Origin of the sequence: Burkholderia sp. RS01, from assembly GCF_039748055.1 — a bacterium.
GTDB lineage: Bacteria > Actinomycetota > Actinomycetes > Actinomycetales > Micrococcaceae > Arthrobacter.
In genome coordinates this window covers 1-223 of sequence record NZ_JBDLAK010000094.1, presented here as the reverse complement: position 1 = coordinate 223, position 223 = coordinate 1, and the positions used below count along the sequence as shown (strand labels likewise).

The 223-nt window shown below is 61.0% G+C and carries 1 pseudogene; it reads left to right on the top strand.

The window, feature by feature from the left end:
• Nucleotides 1-223, top strand: a pseudogene (locus ABFP37_RS22675) (5,10-methylene tetrahydromethanopterin reductase); the annotation flags it as partial.

Sequence of the window (223 nt, the reverse complement as noted above, 5' to 3'; positions counted from 1 at the left end):
CTACGGCGACGGCTTCTTCGCCAACCACCTCTTCTTCCCCAAAAACCACTTCGTCAACCTCGTCAACCACTACCGCGACCGATACGAGTTCTACGGACACGGCACACGCGAGCAGGCCATCGTCGGACTCGGCGGCCAGGTCTTCATGCACAAAAACTCCCAACAGGCACTACACGACTTCCGCCCCTACTTCGACAACTCCCCCGTCTACGGCGGCGGCCCC